At 71.5% G+C, this 19473-nt stretch carries 16 protein-coding genes and 2 tRNA genes; 9 read left to right on the forward strand and 9 right to left on the reverse strand.

The annotated features are described in order from the left end of the window. Positions 1 to 22 precede the first annotated feature (22 nt). Positions 23 to 919 (forward strand): DUF427 domain-containing protein, encoded by an 897-nt coding sequence (locus tag VHU88_20840; GenBank protein HEX3614146.1) that lies wholly within the window; start codon positions 23 to 25, stop codon positions 917 to 919. Between the two features lie 53 nt (positions 920 to 972). Here VHU88_20840 and VHU88_20845 read toward each other — a convergent pair. Beyond that, a tRNA-Arg gene (locus VHU88_20845) sits at positions 973 to 1045 on the reverse strand. A gap of 97 nt (positions 1046 to 1142) precedes the next feature. Between VHU88_20845 and VHU88_20850 the strand changes: the two genes are divergently transcribed. Both VHU88_20850 and VHU88_20855 read left to right on the forward strand, forming a co-directional pair. Further along, positions 1143 to 1568, forward strand: coding sequence for a hypothetical protein (locus VHU88_20850; GenBank protein HEX3614147.1), 426 nt, complete (start codon positions 1143 to 1145; stop codon positions 1566 to 1568). Between the two features lie 67 nt (positions 1569 to 1635). Continuing rightward, positions 1636 to 2811 (forward strand): S8 family serine peptidase, encoded by a 1176-nt coding sequence (locus VHU88_20855; GenBank protein HEX3614148.1) that lies wholly within the window; start codon positions 1636 to 1638, stop codon positions 2809 to 2811. Between the two features lie 142 nt (positions 2812 to 2953). On the opposite strand, the gene VHU88_20860 is transcribed toward VHU88_20855, so the two are convergent. Continuing rightward, positions 2954 to 3044: transfer RNA gene (locus VHU88_20860), tRNA-Ser, on the reverse strand. A 168-nt stretch (positions 3045 to 3212) separates the two neighbouring features. Here VHU88_20860 and VHU88_20865 point away from each other — a divergent pair. Continuing rightward, the gene (locus VHU88_20865) at positions 3213 to 5453 is read left to right on the forward strand and encodes a PAS domain-containing protein (protein HEX3614149.1); all 2241 of its coding nucleotides are present in this window, start codon (positions 3213 to 3215) and stop codon (positions 5451 to 5453) included. A gap of 124 nt (positions 5454 to 5577) precedes the next feature. Here the strand turns inward: VHU88_20865 and VHU88_20870 are convergent, their stop codons facing one another. After that, complete coding sequence (locus tag VHU88_20870; GenBank protein HEX3614150.1) at positions 5578 to 7233, reverse strand: long-chain fatty acid--CoA ligase; 1656 nt, start codon at positions 7231 to 7233, stop codon at positions 5578 to 5580. A gap of 400 nt (positions 7234 to 7633) precedes the next feature. Here VHU88_20870 and VHU88_20875 point away from each other — a divergent pair, with 400 nt between their 5' ends. After that, positions 7634 to 8410: a hypothetical protein gene (locus VHU88_20875; GenBank protein HEX3614151.1), complete on the forward strand. Its 777-nt coding sequence runs from the start codon at positions 7634 to 7636 to the stop codon at positions 8408 to 8410. A 137-nt stretch (positions 8411 to 8547) separates the two neighbouring features. Here the strand turns inward: VHU88_20875 and VHU88_20880 are convergent, their stop codons facing one another. Further along, a complete protein-coding gene (locus VHU88_20880; protein ID HEX3614152.1) occupies positions 8548 to 9759 on the reverse strand; it encodes a pyridoxal phosphate-dependent aminotransferase in 1212 nt (403 codons plus the stop codon). Between the two features lie 293 nt (positions 9760 to 10052). On the opposite strand from VHU88_20880, the gene VHU88_20885 reads away from it, so the two are divergent. Then, positions 10053 to 10493: a hypothetical protein gene (locus VHU88_20885; protein ID HEX3614153.1), complete on the forward strand. Its 441-nt coding sequence runs from the start codon at positions 10053 to 10055 to the stop codon at positions 10491 to 10493. Between the two features lie 42 nt (positions 10494 to 10535). Continuing rightward, positions 10536 to 12101, forward strand: a complete 1566-nt coding sequence (locus VHU88_20890; GenBank protein ID HEX3614154.1) for a hypothetical protein — start codon at positions 10536 to 10538, stop codon at positions 12099 to 12101. Between the two features lie 212 nt (positions 12102 to 12313). Here VHU88_20890 and VHU88_20895 read toward each other — a convergent pair whose 3' ends face one another. Further along, entirely contained in the window at positions 12314 to 14524 is a 2211-nt protein-coding gene (locus VHU88_20895) for a hypothetical protein (protein ID HEX3614155.1), read from the reverse strand. Beyond that, positions 14521 to 15081, reverse strand: coding sequence for a hypothetical protein (locus tag VHU88_20900; GenBank protein HEX3614156.1), 561 nt, complete (start codon positions 15079 to 15081; stop codon positions 14521 to 14523). The genes VHU88_20895 and VHU88_20900 overlap by 4 nt, the downstream gene beginning before the upstream one ends. Before the next feature lie 174 nt (positions 15082 to 15255). Here VHU88_20900 and VHU88_20905 point away from each other — a divergent pair, with 174 nt between their 5' ends. Both VHU88_20905 and VHU88_20910 read left to right on the forward strand, forming a co-directional pair. After that, positions 15256 to 15672, forward strand: coding sequence for a hypothetical protein (locus VHU88_20905; GenBank protein ID HEX3614157.1), 417 nt, complete (start codon positions 15256 to 15258; stop codon positions 15670 to 15672). A gap of 78 nt (positions 15673 to 15750) precedes the next feature. Continuing rightward, the gene (locus VHU88_20910; protein HEX3614158.1) at positions 15751 to 16575 is read left to right on the forward strand and encodes a hypothetical protein; all 825 of its coding nucleotides are present in this window, start codon (positions 15751 to 15753) and stop codon (positions 16573 to 16575) included. A gap of 27 nt (positions 16576 to 16602) precedes the next feature. On the opposite strand, the gene VHU88_20915 is transcribed toward VHU88_20910, so the two are convergent. From VHU88_20915 to VHU88_20925, 3 genes are all read right to left on the reverse strand, one after another. After that, positions 16603 to 17454, reverse strand: coding sequence for a trypsin-like peptidase domain-containing protein (locus VHU88_20915; GenBank protein HEX3614159.1), 852 nt, complete (start codon positions 17452 to 17454; stop codon positions 16603 to 16605). Between the two features lie 274 nt (positions 17455 to 17728). Continuing rightward, entirely contained in the window at positions 17729 to 18490 is a 762-nt protein-coding gene (locus VHU88_20920; protein HEX3614160.1) for a hypothetical protein, read from the reverse strand. Beyond that, positions 18483 to 19073 (reverse strand): sigma-70 family RNA polymerase sigma factor, encoded by a 591-nt coding sequence (locus tag VHU88_20925; GenBank protein HEX3614161.1) that lies wholly within the window; start codon positions 19071 to 19073, stop codon positions 18483 to 18485. The genes VHU88_20920 and VHU88_20925 overlap by 8 nt, the downstream gene beginning before the upstream one ends. Between the last annotated feature and the right edge of the window lie 400 nt (positions 19074 to 19473).

Below are 19473 nucleotides of genomic sequence, written 5' to 3' on the forward strand. Positions count from 1 at the left end.
ACGGAGAAGGAGAAGAGCGGTCATGGGACTTTCCTGGCAGCAGGGGCCACTGGGCAAGGCGGCCGTCGGCCGGTTCCTTGTCGCCGGGGACCTGCCGGTCCGGATGCTCTACGCCGAGCCGTTGCGCCGCCGGATGCGGGTGCGCCTGGGAGAGGACTGGGTCGCCGACAGCGAGGACGTGCTGCTGCTGCACGAGCCCGGGCGCTACCCGGTGGCCTGGTTCCCGCGAGCCGATGTGGCGGCCGTGCTCGGGCCGCGGGGCGAGCGCACGGAGCACCCGGAACTCGGCGCCACCACCTGGCTGGCCGTGCGCACCGACGACCGGGTCGTCGAGCGGGGGGCCTGGGAGCACCCGGCGCCGCCGGAGTACGCCGCGGTGCTGCGCGACCGGGTCGCTTTCGTCTGGCGGGCGATGGACGGGTTCTACGAGGAGGACGAGCGCGTCCTCGGGCACGCGGCCGACCCGTACCACCGGGTCGACATCCGCAGCACCTCCCGGCACCTGGTGGTGCGGGTGGGCGAGCGGGTGGTTGCCGAGACGAACGGCCCGCTGGCGCTCTACGAGACCGGCTTCGCGACCCGCTGGTACGTCCCCGCCGCCGACGTCGACGCGGGCGCGCTCGTCGCGGCCGAGGAGAACACGTTCTGCCCGTACAAGGGCGTGGCCGACCTGCTCGACGTCGCCGGGGTGCCGGCCGCGGCCTGGACCTACCCCGACCCGTACCCGGAGGCGGCCCGGGTGGGCTCGCTGGTGTGCTTCGACCCCGAGCTCGTCGAGGTCCGCATCGACGGTCGGGTGCTGGGCGCCGAGCCGGACCAGCTCGTGATCACCTCGGGGGCAGATCGCGACCTGACGCCGGCCGAGGCAGCGGGGGTTCGGGGGCGCAGCCCCCGCCGCGAGGCGGAGCGTCGCGGTTAAATGCGAGGCGACCCGGTCCGCGCTGTCCGCGGACACAGGTCGCCTGAGCATCGCGCGCTCGAAGGGATTCGAACCCCCAACCTTCTGATCCGTAGTCAGATGCTCTATCCGTTGAGCTACGAGCGCCTGGCCGCGAGGCCGGTTGCCGAGTCTAGCGGCTCAGTGCTGGGAGGCGAAACGAGCCGAGGGGCGCCGGCGTAACGTCTGCGTCGGGAGGTGGCCGATGCCTGGAAGGTGTCCGGCCCGGCGCACGGCCGCTATCGGGGTCGGGGCGTTGTCGGGTTGGTTGGTCGAGTCCGCGGCGCGGCGGGTCGTGCCGTCGGTGCGTCCGGAGCTGGCGGCGGTGGGCCTGGTCGTGGCCGCGGTCGTGTACCCGGCGGCGCGACGCGAGCGGCGGGTGTCCAAGCCGGCCCTGCGCGAGGCTGCGGGTGTCGTCGTGGCGACCGGGTTGGCCGTCGCGGGCGCGCGCTTCGGGCCCGGGCCCGGTCCGGCACTGCTGCGGCGTGGTCTGCTGGCGCTGGGTTGGGTCGGGCACGCGATGTTCGACGTCAACCACGAGGCGGGCCCGGGCGGTCGGTTGCCGAGCTGGTACCCGGACCTGTGTGCCGGTTACGACGTGGCGTTCGCGGCGGCTCTGCTGCGGCCGTGACGGGCGAGATCTTCGGCCGGTACCGATTCCGCGGGGGAATCCAGCAGTGCAACTTGTTGTGAATGGCGTGGCCGCGTTCCTGGCGTTGGGTGGCGCGGTGGCCTGTGCCGAGACGGTGGGTGTGGGCCAGCAGGCCTGGTGGTACAAGTCCATGGACCTGGCCGCGGCCCACCAGGTGACGACCGGGACCGGGGCCGTGATCGGCGTGATCGACAGCCAGATCGACCCGGATGTGCCCGAACTGCGCGGGCAGCACGTCGTCCCGGTCCGGAACTTCTGCGGCGGCGGCGCGACCGGCAAGGGCGCGGCCGCCGCACACGGCACCTCGGTGGTGGTGAACATTGCCGGGTCCGGGGTGGGCACCGCGCCGGGTGGGGTCGGGGTCGCCGGGGTCGCACCGGACGCGACCGTGCGGACCTACGCCGTCGAGGACGCCACCAGCACCTTGTCCTCGGTCAACTGCGTCGGGGCCGACGAGGCCGAGGCCGTGGCGAGCGCGCTGGTCACGGCTGCTGCGGATGGCGCCCGGGTCATCACGACATCCCTGGGCGGCGACGACTCCCCGGTCCTGCACGACGCGGTGAACGCGGTGTTGCGCTCCGGCGCCGTGCTGATCGCCGCGACCGGCGACGGCCCGGTCGACCGCTCGGTGCGCTACCCCGCCGCCTACCCGGGCGTGGTCGCCGTGGCCGCGGTCGACTCCGCCGGTGCCCCCTGGACCGGCAACGTGATCGAGGACCGCAAGGCGTTCGTGATCTCCGCCCCGGGCGCCGACATCCCCACCGGCTCCTTCCAGAACGGCCGCTGGAGCAGCCAGGTCATCTACAGCGGAACCTCCGAGGCCACGCCCCTGGTGGCGGGCTCGCTGGCCCTGGTCGCCGCGAAGTACCCGAACGCCACGGGCAACCAGTTGATCCAGACCCTGATCCACAACCCGGCCGGCAACCGCCCCTTCGGCTTCGACACCGAGTACGGCTACGGGATTGTCTCCCCGCAGAAGATGCTCGCCGTCGACCCGACGCAGTATCCGGACGTGAACCCGTTGCTGCCTCCGGAGCCGTCCGCGGCCCCGACCGAAGCCCCGACCACGGCTGCGCCGGCCGCCCCCAACTCAACCCCTACGCCGGCACCGCTGGCCGCCCCGAAGGCCAACACCGACATCCCGCCCTGGCTCCTGCCCGCGGGCCTGGTCTTCATCGTTGCCAGCGCCTGGGCCTCGAAACGCTGGGCCCGCCGCAGTTAGGGGACGCCACTGGAAAGGACGAGTGCCGCCGGCAGGCACCGCCCGCGGACGCGGCGAAGCGACGCGGAGCGTCGCAATGTAATGAACCGGAGCGGACCGGGCGAGGCGCGCGGAACGCGCCGAGCACGGCCCCCCCGTCCCGCGGAGGCTCGGGGATTTGAACCCCGGATGGGCTTTAAGGCCCAAACCGCATTAGCAGTGCGGCGCCATAGACCGGACTAGGCGAAGCCTCCTGAGTGCTGAGCAGGCACAGGCTATCCGTCCTGCGCGCGTCGCGGCAAAGTCCCGTCCAATAAGGGGGAGTGCCATTCCGGACATGATCGCCTCATGCAAGACTGCGCCGGTCGGGTGGCGGCGCCGCCGCGCCCAGGCGCACCGGCTCCTCGGAGGTGTTGCGGTCCATGGCATCTCGGCCTACTCGCAGTACGGCGCGATTGGCCGCGATTCTCGACCGCCTTCCCGACGCCCTGCTGCTGGTCGATCCGGCCGGGATCGTCGAGAACGCGAACGCGAAGGCCCTTGAGGCTTTCAGTGCTATCTCGGGTCAACCGCTGATCGGACTGTCGCTGGGTGAACTGCTTCCGTCGATGGCCGATGTCGCCGAGGCGGCGGACGGTGCCGACGGCAAGGCGCGGCGGATGGTCGCCCGTTCCCTGGACGGCGTCGTGTTCGGCGTCGAGGTGACCTGCACGCCGGTCCCCTGGGGCGGCGGGGAGGAACGTCTGCTGATCTCCATGCACCACAGCAGCGGGATCGACGCCGAGGCCGAGCTGGTCCGCACCGGCCGCGCGACGCAGGCAGTGCTGCGCAGCACCGAGGAGGCCGTCTGCGGGGTCGACCGCGACGGCCGGGTGGTTCTGGCGAACCCGGCGGCGGGTCGGCTGTTCGGGGTGCGGGTCAGCGCGATCGCCGGGCAGGAGCTGCACTCGGCGGTGTGGCACACCAAGGCCGACGGCACCCCGTATCCGCCCAACGAGTCGCCGGTGGCGCGAACCCTGCGCACCGGGCGGCGGATCCAGCGCCGCCCGGAGATCGTCTGGCGGGCCGACGGCACCCCCGTCCCGGTCGAGGTCAGCACGGCGCCGATCAAGGACGGCAGTGAAGTCGTCGGGGCCGTGTTCGCGCTGACCGACGTCACCGAGAGCCACGAGCTCAACCGGCGCCGCAACCGCCTGATCGACCTGCTGACCACCGAGGTGGAGCCGCTGCTGGCGGCGTTCCCGTTCCACGCCGAGGCGGCACGGGTGCAGGCGGCACTGACCGCTGCGCTGGACTACGAGGACCTCATGGCCGGCGAAGGCTGGGGTGAGCGCCCGGCCACCGAGGTCAACGTGCTTCTGACGGCAGCCGCGGACGTGGTCCGGACGGCCGCAAAGGACGTCGGGGTGCTGATCGAGGTCGACGACTACGCCGGGAAGGTCCCGGCCGACAGCGGCCGGTTGGCCGCCGGCCTGGCCGAGTTGCTGCGGATCGCTGTCGCCGCGAGCGGCGAGGGCGAGGTTGTCCAGCTCGGCGCCCGCCTGGACGGCGACCGGGTGCGACTGACGGTCGCCGGTAGCGACGGCGGTCGGCCGCTGGCCGAGTCGATGCTCGAGTACCTGCGGGCCGAGGGCGGCCCGACCGGGCCGGACCTGGGCTACGTCCAGTTGGTGGCCGAGGGGCACGACGGTCGGCTGCTGATCGAGGCGGCGCCGGGGCGCCGGACGTTCGTGCTCGACCTGCCGGTCGAGGTCAAGGCGCCGCCTGTGGCACGTCCGCACCGGCGGCACGCCCGGACCGAGGCGCCGCCGGCTCCGTCCGCGGTCCCTCCGGTCCCCACGCCGCCTCCGGCCCCGCCGCCGCAAGCGCCGGAGATCTCCGGCAACGTGATCCCGATGCCCGCTCGGCGGCCGGCGGCAGAGGCCACCGAGGCCCGGCCGATGGTCGGTGAGGCGGCCACCGAGGTAGCAGTCGAGGACCGACCGCGGCCCACCCAGGTGCTGACCTGGCCGCGGGCCGGCGCCGGCTTGGCCGACGCGCTGGGCTCGAGAGGGCTGGGCTCGGTGGCCCTGGACCGGCGGGAGCCGCCGGCGGTCGTGCCCGCGGGCACCGCCGTCGTGCTGGTCGACCCGCAGGGCGGGACCCTGGGGCGCAAGATGCTTCAGTCGCTGGCCGGCGCGGTTTCCGCCGCCCGGTTGCCGCTCGTGCTGACCGTTGGGCTGGGCGAGTTCGGTGAGAACGAGACCGCCAGCGAGCCGACGGCCCTGATCGGGGCCGTGCTGCCGCCCGCCGACCGGCCGTTGAACGTCCTGGTCGTCGAGCCGGACGCCGGGGTGGCCGCGGCGCTGGGCGACCGGTTGACCGAGCTGGGATACGTGGCGACCCACGCCCGGGCCGACACCCGCGCGGCGGCCCGGGCCGGCGAGGTCAAGCCGGACCTGGTGCTGCGGAACCTGGCGCTGCCGACTGACCGGATCGACTGGCTGCGCAGCCTCAACGGCGACTCGCCGGTCCCGGTCATCGCCTACACGACCTCGGATCTGACGGTGGGTCACTCGACCCGGCTCAGCTCCGGGCAGAGCAAGCTCGGGCTGGCCGCCCGGGCGTCCGGCCCGGACGTCGAGGACCGACTGGCCGGACTGCTGGCGGTTCTCGGCGGCTGACCGCCCCGACGCCCGCCCGCCCAAGCACGCATCTTCTGTCGTGTCGCGCGCCCTAAAACTCTCGGGAAGGGCGCGGACACGCGCAGAAGATGGGGAGGTGGTGGGCTGGCTGCCGCCGGCGGGGTCAGCCCAGGGTCGTGACGTCCAGTTCACCGGCGGCGTGCTGGGCCCGGAGCACCTTCTTGTCGAACTTGCCGACCGAGGTCTTCGGGATCTCGGCCACGAACGCCCAGTGTTCCGGCAGCTGCCAGCGGGCGACCTTCTCGGCGAGGAACTCACGCAGCTCCGCGAAGTCCACCTTCGTGTCCGGCCGCGGGACCACCGCGGCCAGCGGACGCTCGTCCCACTTCGGGTCCGGGACGCCGATCACCGCGGCCTCCAGCACGTCCGGATGGCCCATGAGCGTGTTCTCCAGGTCCACCGAGGAGATCCACTCCCCGCCGGACTTGATCACGTCCTTGGCCCGGTCGGACAGCGTCAGGAAGCCGTCCGGCGTCAGCGAGCCGACGTCGCCGGTCCGCAGCCAGCCGTCGTGGAACTTGGCCGCCCCGGTGTCCGGGTCGGGCATGTCCCGGTTCTGGTGGTAGGAACCGGCGATCCACGGGCCGCGCACCTCGAGCTCACCGAGGCTGCTGCCGTCGTTCGGCAGGACCGTGCCGTCGTCGCCGACCAGACGCCCCTCGACCGCACCCGGCATCCGGCCCTGACTCAGCCGCCGGACCCAGGCCAGTTCGGGCGACGCGTTGGGCGGCGGCCGGCCGATGGAGCCGATCGGCGAGGTCTCGGTCATGCCCCAGGCGTGCAGCAGGCGGACGCCGTGGCGCTCCTCCCAGCCCTTCATCAGTGCCGGCGGACACGCGGACCCGCCGACGGCCACCTCGCGCAGCGAGGACACGTCGGTCGGGTTCGCGTCGAGGTAGGCCAGCAGCCCGGTGAGCACGGTCGGCACGCCGCCGGCCAGGGTCGGGCGTTCGACGGAGATGAACTTGGCCAGCGGCTCGGGCTGCAGGAACCGGTCCGGCATCAGCACGCTGCCGCCGCACAGCAGCGCCGCGTACGGCATGCCCCAGGCCATCGCGTGGAACATCGGCACGATGAGCAATGACCGGTCGCGGGCCGACATCCCGAACGTCTCGGCCATGCAGCACTGCATCGAGTGCAGCCAGATCGAACGGTGCGAGTAGACGACGCCCTTGGGGTTGCCGGTGGTGCCGCTCGTGTAGCACATCGCCGCGGCGTCGTGTTCGTCGTCGATGAGGTCGTCGGAGAAGTCGAACTCGTCGGAGGCGGCGGCCAGGACCTCCTCGTAGTCGTGGACAGCCTTGCCGCAGCCCTCCAGCGGCGAGCGGTCGGCGCCGCCGGTCACGAGGACGTGACGAACCGTCAGCATGTGCGGAAGCATCGGCGCGAGCAGCCCGACCAGGCTGCCGTCGACGATGATCACCTCGTCACCGGCGTGGTTGGCGATGTAGGACAACTGCTCCGCGAACAGCCGGATGTTCAACGTGTGCAGCACCGCGCCCATCGCCGGCACGGCGGCGTAGGCCTCGAGGTGTTCGGCGTTGTTCCACGCGAACGTGCCGACGCGTTGGTCCCCGGTGATGCCCAGCCCGCGCAGGGCGTTCGCCAGACGCGCGGCGCGGCGTCCGAGCGTCTCGTAGGAGGCCCGGCGGGAGTCGGAACCGGTCCAGGTGACCACCTCCGCCTCGGAGTGGACGGTGGTCGCGTAGCGGACGATCCGGCTGATCGTCAGCGGCGAGTCCTGCATGGTGCTGCGCATCGGCGGCTCCTGGTCGGGGGTTGCCCAGGCATCCTTACAGCGCCGTGCGGGGTTTGTCTCCCGGGCCCCCGGGAGCACTCAGCCAGGATGCGGCGTTCGTGATCTCCGCGAAGGCGCGGCAACAGTCGCGCAAATCGGGTCGGGGCGAGTCCTGTGCTTGGTCCCCTGTGAAGTCAAAGTGCGGGCAATTCGGCTTCGCGCGTCTTGACGAGCGTGCTCCACGAATCGACTCTGCCAATGTCGCCCGCGCCGGTTACCCAACGCCGCCCCGGGGAGGAGAACTTTCATGGCCCGCCACCAAGATGACGCATGGCCCCAACCGGCCACCTCGCCCACCGGGCGTGGTTCGCGTCCTGATCCCGCCGATCTGCTGACCGGCCCTTCGTCGATTACCGCGCAGTTGAGCGGTGGTACCACCGCGCCCGCGTTCGGGTACCCGGAGTTCGCCCCGGCCGAGGCCGGCGACTACGAGTTCCGTGCCCAGTACTGGCACCTCGGGGAGACCGGCTTCGAGCAGATCGGTGATGCCGACGTGATCCGTCGCGGCCTGGGAAAGCCGGCCGTCACGGCGGACGGGCACTGGGACCCGCTGACCGACCCCTGGCCGACGACCGCCCAGCAGGACACCGAGGCCTTGGACATGGCCACCGACATGACGCCCGCCGAGCCGGCGCCCGCGCCCGCGGCCACCGACGCGACCCAGCCGGTCGAACTGTGGGGCGACGTGGCCGTCCGGGGCGGACACCTCGACCAGCGCACCCAGCCGGTCGACCTGTCCGAGCTGTTCCGTGCCGACCCGATCCTGGACAGTGAGCACCCGTCCGGTCCGCTGCCGCAGGCCGGTGTCTGGCCACCGGCCGCGACCGTCCCGGACAGCCCGGCCGGTTGGCTCGACGCGGACGTCAGCAGAGGCTACGACGCGACGTTGTCCGGTCCGCTGGGCCGCGAGCTGGGGTTCCGCGACGGGCAGTGGTACGCCTTGCTGGCGGCCTCGGCCCGTAAGGTCAGCGCCGCCGAGGCGCTGCGCCTGCACCCGGAGTTGGCCGGCCAGATCACCCACCTGATCTGCTGGTGGATCCGCCGCAACCCGATGTCCGACCGGGCGCTGGACCTGGCCTGCGAGCTGTCTACCGGCGTCGCCGAGCTGGCCCGCCGCGAGGCTCACCTCGGCTCCTGACCTGACCTGACCTGACCACCTGACCCCCCCGAACCACGCCACTTCTGCTGCCTGTCCCACCCATCGGAGCGCGCCGATAGGTGGGACAGGCAGCAGAAGTGCGGTTTGTTGGCGGGCGGCCGGGCGGCCGGGCGGCCCTACTGGCGGTAGGTCTCCAGGAAGCGAGCGATGCGGGTGATCGCCTCGCGCAGATCCTCGACGTGCGGCAGCGTGACGATGCGGACGTGGTCCGGGCGCGGCCAGTTGAAGCCGCGGCCCTGCACCAGCAGGATCCGTTCGCTGCGCAGCAGGTCCAGGCAGAGCCGTTCGTCGTCGACGATCGGGTGCACCTTCGGGTCCAGGCGCGGGAAGCAGTACAGCGCGCCCTTGGGCTTCGTGCAGGAGACGCCGGGGATCGCGTTCAACATCTCGTAGGCGGTGTCGCGCTGCTCGAGCAGGCGGCCGCCGGGCAGGACCAGGTCGTCGATGCCGTGCGCCGAGGACAGCGCGGTCTGGATCGCCCATTGTGAGGGCACGTTCGCGCACAGCCGCATGTTCGCCAGGATGGTGATGCCTTCGAGGTAGCTGCGGGCGTGCTGGCGCGGGCCGGTGATCACGGCCCAGCCCGATCGGAACCCGGCCACGCGGTAGCACTTCGACAGGCCGCCGAAGGTGATCGTCAGGACGTCCGGCGCCACGATGGCCATCGGGACGTGGACCGCGTCGTCGTAGAGGATCCGGTCGTAGATCTCGTCGGAGAACAGCACCAGGTTGTGCCGGCGGGCCAGCGCGGCCAGCGCCTCGAGCATCTCCCGGGAGTACACCGCGCCGGTCGGGTTGTTCGGGTTGATCACGACCAGGGCCTTGGTGCGCGAGGTGATCTTGGCCTCGACGTCGGCCAGGTCGGGCATCCAGTCGGAGTCCTCGTCGCACAGGTAGTGCACCGCCTGCCCGCCGGCCAGGGTCGCCACCGCGGTCCACAGCGGGTAGTCCGGGGCCGGGATGAGGATCTCGTCCCCGGTGTTCAGCAACGCCTGCAAGGACATCGCGATCAGCTCGGAGACGCCGTTACCCAGGTAGATGCTGTCGACGTCGACGTCGTCGACCCCGAGGGTCGTGTAGTACTGCGCGACCGCGGTGCGGGCCGAGAACAGGCCCTTGGAGTCGCTGTATCCGGCTGCATTCGGCAGGTTCCGGACGATCGCGGCGACGATGTCGTCGGGGGCGTCGAAGCCGAACGGGGCCGGGTTGCCGATGTTCAGCTTGAGGATGCGGTGGCCGGTCTGCTCGAGCCGGTTCGCCTCCTCGAGCACCGGACCGCGGACGTCGTACGCGACGTTGGACAGCTTGCTGGACTGGGTGATCTCCACCGTCTCAGCGTAGAGGCGGCCCGCCCGGCGGCGCCGCGAATTCCCACCCCGTTTGGGTCTGCCGGAACGGGTTGCCGACGTGGAATCCTCATGATCGACAAACCGGATGCCGATGAAATCTCAGTACCGACCACCGCCCCTGCGGTGGGTGCCAGTTTCAGGTTTTGCCTTCCGTGACCTGATTCTCAGGTTATTCTTGGAAATATCCGGTCGGTTCAGCCGTTAGTGGGTTGACGCCGAAAGATGTGCAGCACCGGCGCAGAGGCTGCGTCGACGGCACGGGAGAGAGCAGGATGACCGCTCGAGTGCTAGTCGCGTACGCGGCCAGTACCGGCTTCACCAGCCGGCAGGCAGGTGCTGTCGCGAGCCAGATCGCCGAGGTGAGCGGTCTGGAGGTCGACGTCCAGCCGATCACCTACGTGCCCACCGTCGAGCCGTACGTCGCGATCTTCCTGGGCTGGTCGGGGCATTCCCGGGCCGGGCGTCGGGAGACCCTCCGCTTCCTGACGCGCAACGCCGCCCTGCTGCCGGACCGCCGCGTCTGGGTGGTCCACCACCAGCCGGGCTCCGGAACCGGCTCCGGCCCGGTCCGGCTCAGCCGCCTCCAGTTGCGCCACGGCGTCGGGCCCGCGGGCTTCGACGGCACCAGCACCGAGCTGGACCAAACTCCGCTCGACGACCGGCTGCCGGTGCTCGTCCCGGCCGGTTCGGTCTCCGCCGCCGAACCTGCCTGACCCGTTCGGCGTCGCCTCGGCGGCGCGTGGGTCAATTGGCACGTGCTAGGCAGCCCGAGTGAGCGACTGCGAAGCGCACGGGTCCTGACCGAGTCCGCGTTCTGGCTGCCGCTGCTGGTGGCCGGGGCGACCGTCGCGGTCTTCCCGCCGCACACCGTGGACGGCCCGGCCCACCTGCTCGGCGGCGACGTGATCGCCCGGCACGGCGACGTCGCCGTCTTCGGCGAGTACTACCGCCTCGACTGGTTCCCGACGCCGAACCTGTCCACCAGCCTGCTGCTGGCCGGCCTGATCCGACTGTTCGGGCCGGACGCCGCCGCGCGCACGGTCCTGATGGCTTGCGTGGTGGCTCTGCCGCTGGGCCTGCGGTACGCGATCACCGCGTTGCGCCCGGAATGCGGCTGGGCCGGGATCGCGGCGTTGCCGCTGGCCTTCAACTACCTCTACGTCTACGGCTTTCACAACTTCTGCCTGGCCACCGCCTTGTGCCTGGGCGCGGCCGGTGTCGCGCTGCGGGCCGCCCCGGCCTGGACGCCCACCCGCACCGTGGCGCTCGGTGTGCTGCTGACGGCCACCTGGTTCACCCACCTGCTCGGCTTCGTGGCGGCGCTGGTCCTGCTCGGCGCCGTGGTGGTGGCGATCCGACCGCGGCGCCTGCTGCCCCCGGCGCTCACCACCGCGCCGGGGCTGGGGCTGACCGGGGCCTACCTGGTCCACGGCTCCGGGAGCGGCGCGCCGCACTGGGCCGGACCGTTCGGGGCGCTCGGCGGGCTGATCAGCCTGCACACCCAGTTGGTCACCTGGACGCGGGCGGACAACGTGGTGGCCGGCGCGCTGGCGGCGGTGCTGTTCGCGATTGCCGTCGCCACCCGGCGGGCCGCGCCCCCGGCTGAGGCTGTTGAGTCGATCGCTCTGGCGGCCTGCGCGGCCGTCGGACTGTTCCTGCTCGCCCCGGAGGACCTGGGGACCGCGTTCGGGTTCATCGGCGAACGGCTCAGTGTGTTCCCGATCCTGTTCGGGTTGCTCTGGTTGCTCGCCCGGCCGATCCCGACCCGGTGGGCGGCGGCGGCAGTCGGGGCCTGCCTGGTGGCAACCGCGGCTCTGGGCGCCGTCCGCCTGCCCGAGTTGCGACGGGAGGACCGCCTGGCCGCGGAATACGTCTCGGCGGCCAAATTCCTGCGGCCCGGCTCGACGCTGATCGCGCTGCGCTTCGCCGAGTTCACGCCGTCCGCCGGGCGCAACCCGCACGCCGACCCGCTGCGGCATCTGTCCTCCGAACTGGCCGTGCGCTCCGCCTCGATCGACGTCGGCCACTACGAGGCGGTGTTCGACTACTTCCCGGCCCGCTTCCGGCCCGACCGTGACCTGCGCCGAGCCGTGGACCCCACGCTCACCGGGCTGGAGCAGGTCCCGCCCCGGGTCGACCTGGACGGCGCCCGCCGCCTGACCGGGGCGCCGATCGCCTTCGTGCTGCTGGTCGGCGTCGACCGCGCGACGGGGGCTGCGGCCCCCGCCTTGGCCGCCACCCGGGCCGCATTGGCCAACGGGTACCGGCTCGTCGGGCACACGGCACCCCGCGGCCTGGTCGAGGTCTGGGCCGCGGCCTGAGGAGTCCGCGCGGCGGCGACAAACTCCACCAAACCGGCGTCGGGCGCCGGCCGAATGCGGATCAGGTGATCGTCGCGTGAGGCCGCGACGGCTGCCGGCTGCACCGCGGACCGGGCCGACGCTGGGGACGCACCCCGCGGCGCAGGTCGAGGACTTCGCTCTGGCCGGGTCGTCGCCCGGCCGGGCCGAAGTCCTCTTCCGTTCCCGGGGCGCTACGGCGACCGGCGCTGATGCGGACCGAAGTCGCCGAGCGGCCCGCCGCCCCCGAACAACCCGCCCCCGCCGCCGCCGATGGGGCCGCCGGGCTGCGAGCCGCCCGGGGTGGTCACCTGACCGTTCGGCATCCGGAACTCCACGGCCTTCCAGGACTTGAACCCGGCGTGCTGCATGCCGAGCAGGGCGTAGCGCTCCGGCTCCTGCGGGTTGGGCGGGGCGCCCGGCGCCGCCGGGTTCGCCGAGGCGGCCGTGGCGCTCTGCGAGCTCAGCTTGATCAGGCAGAACCGGTCGCCGTGCTGGATCCCGTCGTTCGGCGGCCACGTCTGCCCGTACTCGGTCAGGGCCTCCTTGGGCCAGCTGGTGTCGGCCGGCGACGGGCCGTAACAGGTCAGGGACTCGAACGCGGCGGTGTCTCGGTTGGCCGCGATCATCGCGTTCAGGATGTCCGCCGAGGCCACCAACTGCAGGGCCTTCTTGCCGGTGTTCGCGGTCCGGGCGAAGTCCATCAGCTGCCCGGCCGGGATCGTCTCGTTGTAGGACTGGAGCGTGCCGGCCTTCAGCCCGGCGGTCTGGTCCCAGGTGAACGTCGCGTAGGCGTCGACGGTCGGGCAGCAGGCCGAGTCGGTCGGGCGGGTGGTCCGCCACCGGATCTCGCCCTGCTCGCCGGCGACCTTGACCGAGTAGATGTCGTTGCGCGGCTGCTTGGTGATCTGGTCCAGCGCGATCACGCCGAGCGCGGTGCCCTGGCTGTCGTAGGCCGCGACGATCTGCTGCACCACGTTGCTCGAGTCGCTGCACTGCAGCACCACGACTGTGTCCGGGACGCTGTCGTGGGTGATGTCGCCGTAGGCGATGTAGTCGCCAGTCCGGTTCGGGTCCAGGGAGGCGGCCAGCGCGACATAGCCCTGAGTCGGGTCGACGTTCGGCAGCTTCCCGTTCACCAGGTTGCCCGCCGGGTGGCCGCAAAGCTCGGGTACCGGCAGCGACTGCACCTCGCTGGACAGCAGCGGCTGCCGGTTGCGGATCTCCTTGGTGACGATCTGGGTCAACGAGTCGGCGAACTCCGAGACCCTGGGCAGGTCGGCGGAGTAGCACGGCTGGTCGGTGGAGGCCCACGGCCCGGCGGCCGCCGCGTTCGCGTTGGTCAGCGCCAGGCCGACGCTCTGCGAGCCGGTGCCGAACGCCGTGGTGGCGAACGAGCACCCGGCCCGGAGCTGGGTGTGCGCTCCGGCGGTGGTCGAGGCCGCGGAGGCGACCAGGTCGCCCATCGGGATCGCGTCGGTTCGGAACGGCCGGGCGTTGAACCAGCCCAGCGCCGGCGCCTTGACCGTGACGTCACCGGCGAATGAGTCGACGTTCACACCGGCCGGGTAGGGCTGCAGGCTCTGTTGCTGCTGCGAGGTCGCCTGGTAGCCGTCGCCGCCGCCGAGTCCGAGCGCCTGCGCCTGCGCCGGCAGGAACCCGCAGGGCGAACGGGGGTCCAGCGGTGTCGGCGCCAGCCCGGCGCAGGCGCCGATCAGCAGTCGGAGCATGGTCCGGGGCTCGGAGGCGGTGATGCCGACTCCGGTGTTCAGCAGGTCGGCGATCTGCGAACCCTGCTGCGGGGAGCCGTAGCCGATGACGTCGCTCACCTTGTCGCCGCGGTCGTGCCCGGCGACGTTGCCCGCCACCGCCCAGCGGGCGGCCACGCCGCCGAGGCCGTGGGTCACCAGCATGGCCTTCTGGCCGAGGTCGGCGGTGAGGCAGTCGATGGCGTCGCCGAGCGCCGGGCCGATACCCGGGTCATCGACCCATTTGCCGGCGCTCTTGCGGTAGTCGAACGTGTAGACGGCCGCGCCGGGGATCTGCTGCAGGGTCCCGATCAGCGATGCGCGCGAGGCGGCCGGCGGGTTGCCCGTGCTGCTCATGTCCAGCGGCGCGGAGAAGTCGCCGGTCCGGGAGTCGTCATGGGTGGCCAGGCCGGTCCAGTCCGGGACCATGATGATCGGCACGTAGACACCGCGGCGGTCCGGCTGCGGGGTGATCGCCGAGCCGTTGTCGCCGGGGTCGCTGGCCAGCACCGGCGCCAGTTGCACCTGCCCGCAGTTCGACGCGGACGGGGGGCCGGCGGTGGGCACGGCGGCCGCGGCCGGTCGGGCCAGTGCCGCAGCGGGGGCCAGCAGGCTCAGGGCGGCGATCGTGACGGCGGCGAACCGGGTACGGCTCACTGGGTCGATCCGAGGTCGGCGCTGGGACTGGGGCTCGGGACGGCCTTCTTGTGCTTCTTGGCCTTCGGCGTGGGGGGCGGGTTCTCGGCCGGCGCCTGCGCAGGCGGCGCGACCGGCGCGGTGCCGGTGGCGGCGGGCGGGGCGCCTGGGTTCATCGGCATCGTCCCGACGACCTTCCAGCCGCTCGGCTCCTTGATCATCACGGCGCTGAAGACCGCCGGCGGGGTGCCGGGCGCGGTCATCGTGACCGTGATCGTGCCGCCGTCGAGCCCGTCCGGGTGCCAGGTGGCCTCGTCGGCGGACAGCGTCGCACCGGTGGGCAGCGCGGTGGCCAACTGCGGGGTCACTGCCGAGCGCACGTCGGTCGCCACGTAGTCGGCAGGCTTGTCCGGCAGCGCGGCCAGGGCCTGGGCCACCGCGTGGGCATCGGCAGCGGTCGGCGGGAGCGCCTTCGTGGACGGCGTCGGGTGCGCAGAGCCGGAGCCGCAGCCCGCGACACTGCTCAGAACCGCGACGGCGGCCGCGACGGCCAACCACTGCGGGTTGCGTAGACGCATGGACCTGCTTCCGACCGGCTCACGTGGGACGCCCCATTCTGGCGGGTCCGATCCGGGCCGGTCGTACCGATGTCGGGATTTGCACCGCAATGGATGCCTTGCTGTGATGAATGTCCCGGCCGTTCGCGAGGGTCCCTCGCGTACCGGTGCCGGCGACGGGAGGGGGTCGGAAGCTTGTCCGGAGGTCGTTGCGCCGCGCTGGTCGCGCTGACCGCGGCACTGCTTTGCACAGGCCCGGCCGCGGCCCGGGCCGGCGAGTTGCCACCGCCCGGCAAGAGCGTGCTCACGTTGACCGTCCAGGACTCCGGCCGGTCGTACATCATCCGCCGAGGCACGTTGGTCGTCGTGAACCTGCCGTCGTCGGGCGGCCCGTCCTGGGACGCGCCCGAAAGCGACGCCCCGGAGGTGCTGACACCGACCGCGCACGTCGGCGGCTACCCGGCACCGGGTCCGGTCTCCGCGCAGTTCCGTGCCGCGACAGGCGGTACGGCGCACCTGAGCGCGACCACCGACGCCCCGTGCCTTCATTCGAAGCCGCACTGCATGATCGCTCAGCGCCGGTTCCGGGTGCGGATCCTGGTGGGGGAGTAGTCGTTTGCTCTAGACGTTAGCGATGGCTAACTCCTACGTTGCTGCCCTTCGAAGAATCGCATTGGAAGGGCCACCCACATGGTCGTCACGCCGCCCGGCGTCACCGCCCACCACCTGAACCACGCCGGCCAGAACGTGCTGACGATCGCCAGTTGGGTGATCACCGCCGCGGTGTTCGGCCTGTCGATCTGGATGAGCCGACGGGCCAAGCACCCCATCTACGCCTGCATGATCGTGGCCGCCGGGGTCGGGGCACTCGCCGAGCCGCTGTACGACGTGATGTTCAACCTGTATTTCTACTCCGGCCGCGGGATGCAGAAGACGTACACGATCTTCAACATCCCGCAGCCGGTGTGGGCCTACAGCGGCTACGTGATCCTCTACGGCCTGCCGGCGATCTTCATCGTCAAGGAGATCCACGACGGCAGGATGACCCCGAACCGGCTCTGGATGTGGTTCGGCATCGAGATCCTCGAGTCCTGCGTGTTCGAGATCGCGGGCATCAACATGGGCACCTACACCTACTGGGGCCCGCACGTGTTCCGGCTCTGGCACTACCCCATCGTGATCGCGGTGCTGGAGGGCGTGCAGACCGTCACGTTCGCGGTGGTGTGCGCGAACCTGCTGCACCGGGCCAGGGACAAGTGGTCGGCGCTGGGGACGGTCGCGATCTTCCCGATCACGATGCTCGGCGGGAACTTCGGTGCCGGCGCGGCGGTCATCATCGCGATCAACGCGCAGGACACCTCGCCGAACTGGGTGCGGTTCGGGACTCTGGTCAGCATCGGGATGGCGTGCGCGGTCGTCCGCCTGGTGATCGGGCTGATCCCGCCGCCGGGCCGGGTCGCGGACGCTCCGCAGACCGCGCCGACGGGCCGAGCGCTGGCGGGCGCTCCCGCCTGATCCGGCGGCCGGGCCCCCCGAGACCGCCTACTGCGCGGCGGCGACCAGCTGGTTCGCCACGGCCAGCGCCTGTGCGATCGGGATCGCGTAGGCCGCGGTCGCCGGCTTGCTCAGCGACGAGAACTGGCCCGAGGTGTCCATGCCGACCACTTGGCCGGCGCTGTTCACCAGCGGCCCGCCCGAGTAGCCCGGAACGATCGGCGTGGTCGTCTTCAGCATCCCGGTCAGGCTCTCCGGCGACTTGCCCTCCTCGTTGGTCGCGGTGACCGACGCGCCCAGAACGGTCACCGAACCCAACGCCCACTTCGGCGCGCCACCGGTCCCGTTCGCGTTGCCCACCGCGACCACGGCCGAACCGACGCTCAGCGCGCTCGTCGCCAGGCTCGCGACCGGCAGGCCGGAGGCGTCGACCAACGCAAGCACCGCGATGTCGTCGGCCGGGTCGGTCCCGACGACCTTGGCCGTGTAGGTCTTCCCGGTTGCGATGTCGGTCGCCGTGATCCGGTCGAAGCCGGCGACGACGTGGTTGTTGGTCAGCACCTCACCGGTAGCGGTGAGCACGATCCCGGTGCCCGCCGCCCCGGTCGTCGAGTTGCTGGCATCCACGTCCACGATCGCCGAGGACACCCGGTTCGCGGCCGACTCGGCCAACTTCTTCGCCGCCTTCGCGCTGAGCGACGGGGCTGACGGGGCCGTCGGGGTGGCCGCGGTCCGGGTCGCGGTCGAGGCCGACTTGGCGGTACTCGCCGTGTGGGTCGTGCCGGTCGCGGTCGCCGCGTGCGCGACCCCTACCGTGCCGCCCGGCGTCGCGACGAGCAGCACCGCGGCGACACCTGTCGCGGTCAGCGCGGACGCGAGCGGCAGCCACTTCTTCGACATCTTCCGGCCCCCCAGCCGACCGCTCCTTCGAGACCCCCCCGGGGAAGCGGCTTGGTCAGATATTTGGGCCTGCGCCTGCGCAATCCCTGAGTGCTGCCTTTTTGGTTTCTGTGAACGCTTGCGGCGAGTCGTGGCGCGCGAAAAGGCCCGCCGGACGGGGTCCGACGGGCCTTCCTCAGCATGCGGCGCTACTCGTGTTCCTCGCGGCGCCTGGGGCGCCGCTCGGATCAATCACATGGAGTCGCGATCCTCGCCGGCAAGTGTCGGGTGGGGGCTACTCGAACTTCTCTGTCGCGGGGTCGAACTTGCTTTGTCTTCCGCCGGAGGTCTGGATGGTCAGGGCACCGTTGGACTCGCTGAGGATCTTGGCTGTATCGCCCTCGGCTCCTGGCGCCTGCTGGTAGGTGTGGCTGGTGGGCGTGCCGGTCCCGGGGCTCTTGTAGACGTACACGTACAGGCCGGGCTGGCCCTTTGTGGGGTCCTGCTCCCCTCGCATGATCTCCCCGGCGTATACCGCCACCCAGTTGCCGCCGACCGGGCCCTGCCACTCGTTCTGGACGAGGAAATTCGAGGCCGAGAACGGACCCTCCTGTGTGTCCAGGATGCCAGTGGGCGGTGTCTGGGTTGGGCCGTTCTGGGCATTGGCCGCCTGCGCGATGGCCGCGGCTGCTGCGGGGTTCTTCGGAGCCGGGTTCGCCTCGCCTGCGGCCTGCCGGGCAGCGTAGGCCTGCTGGATGGCCTGCTTGTCGGCGGGAGGGTTGGGCCCGCCCGGGATCGGGCTGCCGGATCCGCCACCGACCGCTGCATGGGCTGCGGCCGACCCCCCGATGGCCAGGACGAGCGTCAGGCCGCCGATGCGGGCCCGTTTCATACCTGGACGACGCCCGGGAGCGGTGGGGTTCGCGTCGCCGGTTTGCAGGTCGCCGGTCAGGATGCGGTGCAGGTCGGCACTGGCGCGGGCGTCGAGGGTGGATTCGGCAGTGTGTGGGACGGGATTCATCTCGCGGAGATCCCGCATCGCGTCGCGCTCAGGCATTGCGGCTTCCTTCGAAGGTCGGTCCCGGCCACGCGGTCGGGGTTGTGCCGGCAGTTGGCTTCGAGTCCGCGGAGGTGGGCTGGTCGCGGCTGCGTAGGGCGCGTTGCAGTCTGCGGCGGGCGTGGTGCAGTCGCACTCCTGCCGCGGTCGTGCTGCAACCGACGGCTGTTGCCAATGCCCGCCCGTCGAGTTCCTCCCAGGCGTGCAGTCGCAGGATCTGCTGGTCGGCATCGCTCAACGTCGCCAATGCGTCGAGCGTTTCGGCCAGGCGGGCCTCGGCGTTCAGGCCGTCATGATCACCGGCCGGCGGCGGGTCGATCTCGGCCCGCAGCTTCACGTGCAAGTCTTGCTGCCGGTACACGCGCCTTCGGTCGTTGGCGGTGACCAGTCCGGCCGTGCGGTACAGCCACGGCAGGATCTCGTCGAAGGCCAGTTCCTCCCGGCGGCGCCATGCGACGGCGAAGGTCTCGGCGGTCACGTCACGCGCCAGGTTGTGATCCACCCGGCGGCTCGCGTAGCGGAGCACTGCCGCGTAGTGCGCTTCGTAGGCGGCTGTGAAGGCTGCCTCGAGTGGATCCCCCATCGGTTTCATGCCCTCTTTATGTCGCGCCGAAGCCAGTTCTTACACCCCGGTCGGCGATTCATCGACAACAGACCGGGTCCGCCGTCGCCGTTCGGATTCAGTGTTGGCCGGATGTCCGGTATCGGACCTCCCCCAATCGGACGATTTTCGCGAACGAACGTCCGGGATTTGGTTGATCCACCAGTCGGACATGGCCGCGGGCGGGCATAGGCGGGTCCCTGGGCGCAATTGGCTCGCAGCGCCTGACCGAACATCTGGCGGACATTCTTCTAAACGATCACCTCAAACCCCGGCAAGAAGCTCGGCCACGCAGCGAGGAGGAAGTTTTCCGGTCATCAAAATGATGAGGTGATCTAGTCCATTCGTTCGAAGCTCAACGACGGACGGACCGCCCGAACGG

Source organism: Sporichthyaceae bacterium (assembly GCA_036269075.1).
Classification (GTDB): domain Bacteria; phylum Actinomycetota; class Actinomycetes; order Sporichthyales; family Sporichthyaceae; genus DASQPJ01.

Coding starts and splice junctions, on each gene's coding strand:
- VHU88_20925 (HEX3614161.1), bottom strand. CDS start 19,073: ATGGGGGATCCACTCGAGGCAGCCTTCACAGCCGCCTACGAAGCGCAC.
- VHU88_20910 (HEX3614158.1), top strand. CDS start 15,751: ATGGTCGTCACGCCGCCCGGCGTCACCGCCCACCACCTGAACCACGCC.
- VHU88_20865 (HEX3614149.1), top strand. CDS start 3,213: ATGGCATCTCGGCCTACTCGCAGTACGGCGCGATTGGCCGCGATTCTC.
- VHU88_20915 (HEX3614159.1), bottom strand. CDS start 17,454: ATGTCGAAGAAGTGGCTGCCGCTCGCGTCCGCGCTGACCGCGACAGGT.
- VHU88_20850 (HEX3614147.1), top strand. CDS start 1,143: ATGCCTGGAAGGTGTCCGGCCCGGCGCACGGCCGCTATCGGGGTCGGG.
- VHU88_20885 (HEX3614153.1), top strand. CDS start 10,053: ATGACCGCTCGAGTGCTAGTCGCGTACGCGGCCAGTACCGGCTTCACC.
- VHU88_20870 (HEX3614150.1), bottom strand. CDS start 7,233: ATGCGCAGCACCATGCAGGACTCGCCGCTGACGATCAGCCGGATCGTC.
- VHU88_20900 (HEX3614156.1), bottom strand. CDS start 15,081: ATGCGTCTACGCAACCCGCAGTGGTTGGCCGTCGCGGCCGCCGTCGCG.
- VHU88_20840 (HEX3614146.1), top strand. CDS start 23: ATGGGACTTTCCTGGCAGCAGGGGCCACTGGGCAAGGCGGCCGTCGGC.
- VHU88_20920 (HEX3614160.1), bottom strand. CDS start 18,490: ATGCCTGAGCGCGACGCGATGCGGGATCTCCGCGAGATGAATCCCGTC.